Below are 6,643 nucleotides of genomic sequence, written 5' to 3'. Positions count from 1 at the left end.
TAGGGGTATCAGAGTTGGTTACTATATAGACACAGACTTTGGTAGTGGAATCAATGGGGAGAGGGATTGATAGTTTTAGCCAGACTAGCTAGCATTTTTTTACTCTGAATTTAAAACAAGGAGGGTAGATTGGATGATTGTCATCAGTTTTCAGTCAGTTAACCTTCCACAGGGATTAGCCGGCAGACAGGGATTATTGGTATCCAGACTAGCCACTTTTCTTCCACCCCTGCCAGTAAGTCTCCTCCCTTCTCCTCTACCCCCATACCCCCTTACAGATTTTTTTTTAGACTTTTCCCACCAGTTATAAGGCTTGTTGGCAACCGGTAAACGAGGAGTCTCCCTCCATCCCGTCTCACCCAACTTATGCCAATCCCATCACTTTTTCCTGTTAGCTTCCCGTGAATTGGAAAATACGTAGCCATTCAGCCACCGCCATTGTTTGTCTATTTTCACCTTTGCCAACAGATATAATACTCTTTCTATTCCCCGGAATTGGGGTTGGTAATGGAATAACAAATCAGCCTTTTGTTGGTATTCGTCTGTGACTGGGGTAGCCGTCAAGAAAACTATTAAATCATTTTTTCCTGGCTGACTTGCAAAAAAACATTGAAAAGGTAGACCACTTCCTGGGAAACATAAGTTTTCCGGGAATTTTTCCGGGGCTTTAGTAATTATATATTGTCCTTTCTCCTCGTTGCCCTTTTTCAACACTGGAAAGCCTTTATAGTTTAGATAAGATACAAACTCCATTATGTTAAAGGTGTTATATGGGCTTTCATAGGGGGGAGGAAAAAACAACACTATATTTCGGGGATTGTCTTTCATACGCTTTCCAATAAATCCGGCAATTTCTCTTCGCATTTCCATGTACTTTTTGCGGAATAATATTCCATAGGATGAAGCTGGTATATTAACAATGAGGAAAATGGCTAACAGGGTTATACACAAAAATCGTTTGGCTTTCTGATGCCAGTTAAATGTTTTCTTCCCCAGCTGACTTACATATAAAATTGCTACAAATTCTCCCGGGGCCATGTAATGGGCCCCGACCAATTTTAGCTTTAGGTAAGCCGCTAAATACAACATAACCCCCAACGCTAAAAAATCCCATAATTCCTCTATTGCTGCTCTCTTTTTTGCTATCTGAAAACAGCGCCAGGAGAAAAATAAAAGAAAAATTGAGAGGGTTGGGGAGACTTTCAAATAGTAAAAAAAGGCTACGATAAAGTTGGCAGCCTCCCTGTCATATTCTTTATTGTAGGGGATTTCCACCTTGCCCCATGTATAATATACATAAAGGGTAAAATAAACTATTGCCAGCCACAACAGACATATATTCAGAGAGTTTCTCCTTATAAATTCTTTTAGGTTCGTGGTTTCGGTGTCACTTTTCCTTTTTACCCAATTCCAGAATAAATTGCCAAGGGAAAAGCCGGCCAGCATTATAAACACTGGCTCCTTATAATAGAGCATAAACTGGGCAGAAATTACAGCCAGAATTTGGTATATTAATTTTCCACTCCTTTGGTAGGCTACTAAGCTGTAAATAAATACTGCCAGAAAAAATATTATGTTTCTCTCTGGGTATATCAGGTTAAAGAAACACAAGACAAACGTGTTTTGAATCAATAATAGGGTGAGGATGATAAGGCGGTAAATCCGCGCTGGTGGGAGGATTTTCCAACAAAGCCAGAGAATGACAATTAGTTGAATAACAGATAGTAAATGATAGGCAGTCGGGCTTTTGCTAATTAGGGATATTATATTATACTCTTGCAGGCCAAAGGGCCAAAATCTCCCCGCTTCTGGACTAATTGGCAGAGGAGTAAATTTCCCTATCAGGGAGAATGAATTTAGTTGGGCGTTGTCGAGATAGGCAAAGTCTTCTTCGTAAAAAATTAGATATATGTATAATCCCAAAAATCCCAAGAATAACCCCACAAATAGATTCCATATTCCTTTCGGGGGCGAGACCTTCTTTTTGTCCAAAATTTCCCCATTTTCTTCTTCTTTTGCTCTCTTTTTCTCCCCTTTCCGCTCAGCCAATACGAGGATTAATACTGCCACTATCAAAGACAAAAACCAAACCCCAAAAAAATGACTGTATGTCTGAAGATGCTTTACTAACTGTAACATTTTTGTATTCATGTATTTCTCCCCTTTACTGGCACTTTGCCGCTGATTGTCTCATTGTTTAACCCCTATCATTTTGGCCCTTTTGAAATTATTCTTCCCCTTTTTGCCAATCTTTCTCCCTTGTTTTCTGTTTTTCTTTTCAACTCCTCCCCCAATTTTTCCCTTTGTTTCCCTCTCTTCCATAGCCTATAATCATAAATCCTCTTATTCACTACTTAATATAATCCCTCTATCTCTAATCCCCACACCCCTATACACCCTTACAACCCCTAAAATCCCCACAACCCCACCCTTGACAAAAAAAGGCAAACCATGCTAGAATAGGACGCTGGTGGTTTGCTTTGCGATTATTTTTTATTGAAAAAATATTTCAAATATACCGGAACAGGAAAAAGTGCAATAGGTCGGTAAAGGGGGGGTACAAGGTTTGGAGGCGAAAAAAGAGGGACTAAACAGACAGAGGATACGGCAGATGACGGCAGTGATTCGCTAATAAATTTCAACAAAAATGGTTCTAGGGGGAAGCACTGGTAGTGCCCGTGCCCACTAGCCGGGAAGTGTACCAAAGAAAGGGGCTGTAGTAAAGGAGATGTAGGGAAAAAGAAACAAATAGGAAACAAAATTTTGAAGGGAAAGTCCCAGTAGGTAGAGTATCATAGAGGTAGAAAGGGAGTAAGAGGAGAAAAGGGGCAATGAAAAGAGGGCTAGGAGGCGGCATAATAGGGGTAGGCCTGGGTATAGCCTTTTCCCTGGGGATGACACCCAAGGCGGTCATGGCGGATACAGCCTTTGTAATGGACCCTCCCTCTAATGTTAGAGTGGTACCCAATGGGAGAATCCTATGTGTTATTCCCAGTCGTGTAAATATTAATGTTTACGGGTATGATAGGGGGTGGTATTTAACAGACGCCTGTGGAACAATGGGATACATACACGAAAGCCAGGTAAGACTTGCCGGACAGGGGAGGGGCAGAGGGGACTGTGTGGTGGTAGGATTAAAAAGAGGGCAACTGGCTTTAAGGAAATCCCCCGGGGGTGAGTCTGTTGCCGGGTTAAACAATGGCAACACGGTGGACTACCTGGCAGGAGATTTCCCCTGGTACTATGTTAGAGTGGTAAGTGGCCCTAATCGTCGTGTCACTGGTATGGAGGGTTGGGTTAATGCCAATTATCTCTACTGTGGCGACTAAGCCTAGGGAGACAGCAAAAGTTTTGCATCCCCCGGTTTGGGCAACAGTGGGGTAGGGTTGCCGGGGGTTTTTTCTCTCGTTTCTTGTTTTCCTTTGTCTGATTGCAACTGCGGTTTATACTCCGGTTTGTTAGTCGGGTTGTAAATACTTACTAGCAATTCTACCAGTTTTCCCCTCTGTTGACGAGTGAGTAGTCTTATCGCCTCTTTGTCACCTGGCAGGGGATTTTTCGTCAGGGTTGTACTCCCCGGATAACGTTGTTCATCCATTATCTCATTTTTCCCAAGGTAGTCTGCCAATGTCAGCTTCCAGTCAAGACGATAACCAGTGGGGCGAGATTTCACGTATTGGTGGTATCTTACCATTCTACTTATCAGAGTATTTTCTGTAGCAGTCCTACCCGTTTCCTTTTGTATATAGTGGTTTTCCCTAGGCAATTCTGGCATTTGTTGATAAACCCTTTCTGCCACTGTTTCTGGGGTTAATCTTTCTGCTAAAACCCCCTCTTTTCCCCCCACCACCACAAAAAACCCCGTCAGCAGCAATACAACCCCCCCTGCTAGCCAACTTCCTTCCCTGTTGTACTCTCTTTCATTCATCGCTTATTATTTCCGGTTGAGTCAACTCATCTGACATCTCTATAATGGCCCTTATTACTGGTTTCATGGACTCTTCCCCATTTTCCTTTTCCAACTCCTGTCTTCTCCTCTCCTTTGCCCTTTGCGCCACCTTTACTGTTATTCTATAACGATTTGACGCCGCTGACAGTAGCGCGTCTGTCCTAAACATTATTTGATTTGAGTCAAAATTGTTCTTTTTTGCCATTTCCCCTCTGCTCTTTTTTTCCCCTTATTATATCTTAATTTATAAATCTTTACACCCAAGAGGCGCTGCTTTTGCTAGAATAGGGCCGGCGGGGGGAGGGGGGGAACGAGACTGGGAGGGGGTTGCCTACCAAACATTTATTTGAGATTTTATCTCAACATCGCTGGATAAAAACACAGAACAGCTTGAAAATTTAAACCTCGTTATTGATAATAAAATCAAATAGGACATCTATTTCCTGCAGGGGTTTTGTGAGGGAGTTAAATGGAATTTAGTTTTCTGAAAACAACTAGGGGTAGTTTCGCAACTAGACTACCTGTTCAAAGAAATCATCCCATTACTAACATTACTATATTGTTTTTTGTGATTGGATGTAAAAGTGAAAGAGGCGTCGAGTTACTAAAATCCTATCATAAGATGTACCCGATCAATCTGTAGCGGGTCAATTTTTTTTAATTTATGTTGTGGCCAAGAAAAACAAAATCGAACGGTTTCTCTCATCTATCAGAGACCATGGGCTGTTGGTATTCTAGTACTGCCATTATAATCTGAGTTATTTTTTGAGGTAAGGACATAGTATTTTGGATTTGATACCCAGAAAATGCGTATTTTTAATACCCGTTTGTTGTTGAGATTAAAATTTTAATATTGTTTGGGAGGAAAGGAAAAATAAACAAGGAAAATTGAGAGATTATTGGGGCTGTTTCCACTCAGAAAAATCTCGCTGAAGAGCATATTGAAAACTCTTTGAAAGAAGGAAAATGCGAGAAGGCTGACTAGAAGAGTCGGGGAAGACAACCTCGGCATAGATTTGAGTATCGTCAAAGTTGGATTTGCCAAGAGAAATACGATACTGTTGTCCATTTTGGAGAAAAACGTGGATAGTGGGGGAAGAGGAAGTGATACCATATTCTTGTCTTTGTTGCGGAGTGGGAATTAATTCTATCTCCCTTTTGGCATTAGGGAATAAACTAGTAAGGAAGGAAACAGCAGCATCATTGGCTTTAGTATTCTGAGGATAAATCATCTGCCATTGAGGGGGTTGATTACTAATCCTGACAAATTCTAGACGCTTGTTGTCAGCTAGACGCAGCTTAATCCTTTTGATTTCCCCAGGAGAGAAGGGGAAAATAGGCTGAGATTTTGTAAGGGATTTCGGGAATAAATCAGGGAAGGCAGAAAGGAAAAAAGAGGCTAATTTAGGGGAAAAGGTAATAAAAGCCAAAAATACAGCAGTAATGGCCAGGCAAATCGTACTTGTTTTTAGTCTCATATGGCCAAGAAAAGGGAAGGGAAAATAGGGGGGAATTAGTGAAAGGAAGAGGAGACAAAACGGGAAATAATTTCTGCTAAAATATTAGCACTGTCGGGGGAAGCGAGAAGAGAAGCCCGTTGAGCCATATAAGACAACTTGTCAGGGTGTTGGAGAAGGTAAATGACAGTCTCCGCCAAAAGCTCAGGAGTAATGTGTTCCTGACGAAACATCAATGAAGCACCGGCGTTGACAAACTCCTGTCCATTGTAAAACTGATGGTCGTCGGCGGCAAAGGGATAGGGGATAACAATGGAAGGAGTCCTGGTAATGGCCAATTCAGTCAGACTACTGGCACCGGCACGGCTAATGGCAAGATTGGCCCGTTGTAACAAGGCTGCCATTTTATCATAAAAGGGCATCTCCAGGTAGCGAGGATGGGAAAAAGTCCCAAAGTCCTCATCTTGACTCCCCGTTAAGTGGACAAGGTAGGCTCCGGTGGACAAAATCCTACTAGCTGCCCTTCTAACTAGTTTATTCAAAGCTACAGCCCCCTGAGAGCCCCCCATGGCCACCACCAAGGGCACATTTTCCGGGATATCTAATTCTAGTGGCTGTGGCTCAAGAAACTCCTCCCTCACAGGGGTACTAATCCACTGGGTTGTCGCCCTTTTAAGACGCTTTTGGGTGTTGTGGAAGCCTACCGCCACTAAATCACACCAGGAGGCAAACCATCTAGTGACTTTTCCGGGGATGCAATTGGATTCATGTAAAATCACGGGAATTCTTGCCAGTTTAGCCGCAATAATGGCTGGCGCCGCAATATAACCCCCTGTAGTAAACACCACCTGGATTTTCTCCCGGTTTATTATCCTATAAACCTTGATGGTGGCCTTCAACATTTTTACCAGTAGTACAGCTGCATTCAAAATAGAATTGGTTTGAAGGCCATCCAAATCGACGGTGTGGAGGGGGTAACAACTGGGCACCACGGAAGCCTCTAAACGGTGGGGCACTCCTAACCATTGTATGTGGTATCCATTTAGTTTTTTAGCGACAGCCAAAGCGGGGAAAAGATGCCCCCCTGTGCCACTAGCGGCAATGAGTAAACGGGGTTGTCTAGACACTTGATTTCGGTGGGGTAAACTGGAGAAACAGGACTCAAGGGAATAGATTATCATAGGGAGGTGGGGGGTAGGCAATGGGGTCGGGGGGAGATTGTATAATGGAAGAAACT

The 6,643-nt window shown here is 42.7% G+C and carries 7 protein-coding genes; 2 read left to right on the top strand and 5 right to left on the bottom strand.

Features of this window, described 5'->3' with window-relative positions; genetic code table 11:
- Positions 1-133: 133 nt before the first annotated feature.
- Complete coding sequence (locus tag IGQ44_02045) at positions 134-310, top strand: hypothetical protein (GenBank protein HIK36760.1); 177 nt, start codon at positions 134-136, stop codon at positions 308-310.
- Positions 311-378: 68 nt separating this feature from the next.
- Here the strand turns inward: IGQ44_02045 and IGQ44_02040 are convergent, their stop codons facing one another.
- The gene (locus IGQ44_02040; GenBank protein HIK36759.1) at positions 379-2,151 is read right to left on the bottom strand and encodes a hypothetical protein; all 1,773 of its coding nucleotides are present in this window, start codon (positions 2,149-2,151) and stop codon (positions 379-381) included.
- A 680-nt stretch (positions 2,152-2,831) separates the two neighbouring features.
- Here IGQ44_02040 and IGQ44_02035 point away from each other — a divergent pair.
- Positions 2,832-3,329 (top strand): SH3 domain-containing protein, encoded by a 498-nt coding sequence (locus IGQ44_02035; protein ID HIK36758.1) that lies wholly within the window; start codon positions 2,832-2,834, stop codon positions 3,327-3,329.
- A gap of 2 nt (positions 3,330-3,331) precedes the next feature.
- Here the strand turns inward: IGQ44_02035 and IGQ44_02030 are convergent, their stop codons facing one another.
- The 4 genes from IGQ44_02030 to murG form a co-directional block, all read right to left on the bottom strand.
- Positions 3,332-3,928, bottom strand: a complete 597-nt coding sequence (locus IGQ44_02030) for a hypothetical protein (GenBank protein HIK36757.1) — start codon at positions 3,926-3,928, stop codon at positions 3,332-3,334.
- Positions 3,921-4,154, bottom strand: coding sequence for a DNA-directed RNA polymerase subunit omega (locus IGQ44_02025; GenBank protein ID HIK36756.1), 234 nt, complete (start codon positions 4,152-4,154; stop codon positions 3,921-3,923). Before IGQ44_02025 ends, IGQ44_02030 begins: the two co-directional genes overlap by 8 nt.
- A gap of 691 nt (positions 4,155-4,845) precedes the next feature.
- Positions 4,846-5,427: a DUF4340 domain-containing protein gene (locus IGQ44_02020; GenBank protein HIK36755.1), complete on the bottom strand. Its 582-nt coding sequence runs from the start codon at positions 5,425-5,427 to the stop codon at positions 4,846-4,848.
- A gap of 35 nt (positions 5,428-5,462) precedes the next feature.
- The gene (gene murG, locus IGQ44_02015; GenBank protein ID HIK36754.1) at positions 5,463-6,587 is read right to left on the bottom strand and encodes an undecaprenyldiphospho-muramoylpentapeptide beta-N-acetylglucosaminyltransferase; all 1,125 of its coding nucleotides are present in this window, start codon (positions 6,585-6,587) and stop codon (positions 5,463-5,465) included.
- Positions 6,588-6,643 lie beyond the last annotated feature (56 nt).

This window comes from Geminocystis sp. M7585_C2015_104, from assembly GCA_015295805.1.
Classification (GTDB): Bacteria; Cyanobacteriota; Cyanobacteriia; order Cyanobacteriales; family Cyanobacteriaceae; genus DVEF01.
The sequence above is the reverse complement of the archived record's forward strand: the minus strand, read 5'-3'. Positions and strand labels throughout refer to the sequence as shown.

What these genes read in the sequence shown, in the direction of transcription:
- IGQ44_02045 (HIK36760.1), top strand. Translation starts at nt 134, where the DNA reads ATGATTGTCATCAGTTTTCAGTCAGTTAACCTTCCACAGGGATTAGCC.
- IGQ44_02040 (HIK36759.1), bottom strand. Translation starts at nt 2,151, where the DNA reads ATGAATACAAAAATGTTACAGTTAGTAAAGCATCTTCAGACATACAGT.
- IGQ44_02035 (HIK36758.1), top strand. Translation starts at nt 2,832, where the DNA reads ATGAAAAGAGGGCTAGGAGGCGGCATAATAGGGGTAGGCCTGGGTATA.
- IGQ44_02030 (HIK36757.1), bottom strand. Translation starts at nt 3,928, where the DNA reads ATGAATGAAAGAGAGTACAACAGGGAAGGAAGTTGGCTAGCAGGGGGG.
- IGQ44_02025 (HIK36756.1), bottom strand. Translation starts at nt 4,154, where the DNA reads ATGGCAAAAAAGAACAATTTTGACTCAAATCAAATAATGTTTAGGACA.
- IGQ44_02020 (HIK36755.1), bottom strand. Translation starts at nt 5,427, where the DNA reads ATGAGACTAAAAACAAGTACGATTTGCCTGGCCATTACTGCTGTATTT.
- murG (HIK36754.1), bottom strand. Translation starts at nt 6,587, where the DNA reads ATGATAATCTATTCCCTTGAGTCCTGTTTCTCCAGTTTACCCCACCGA.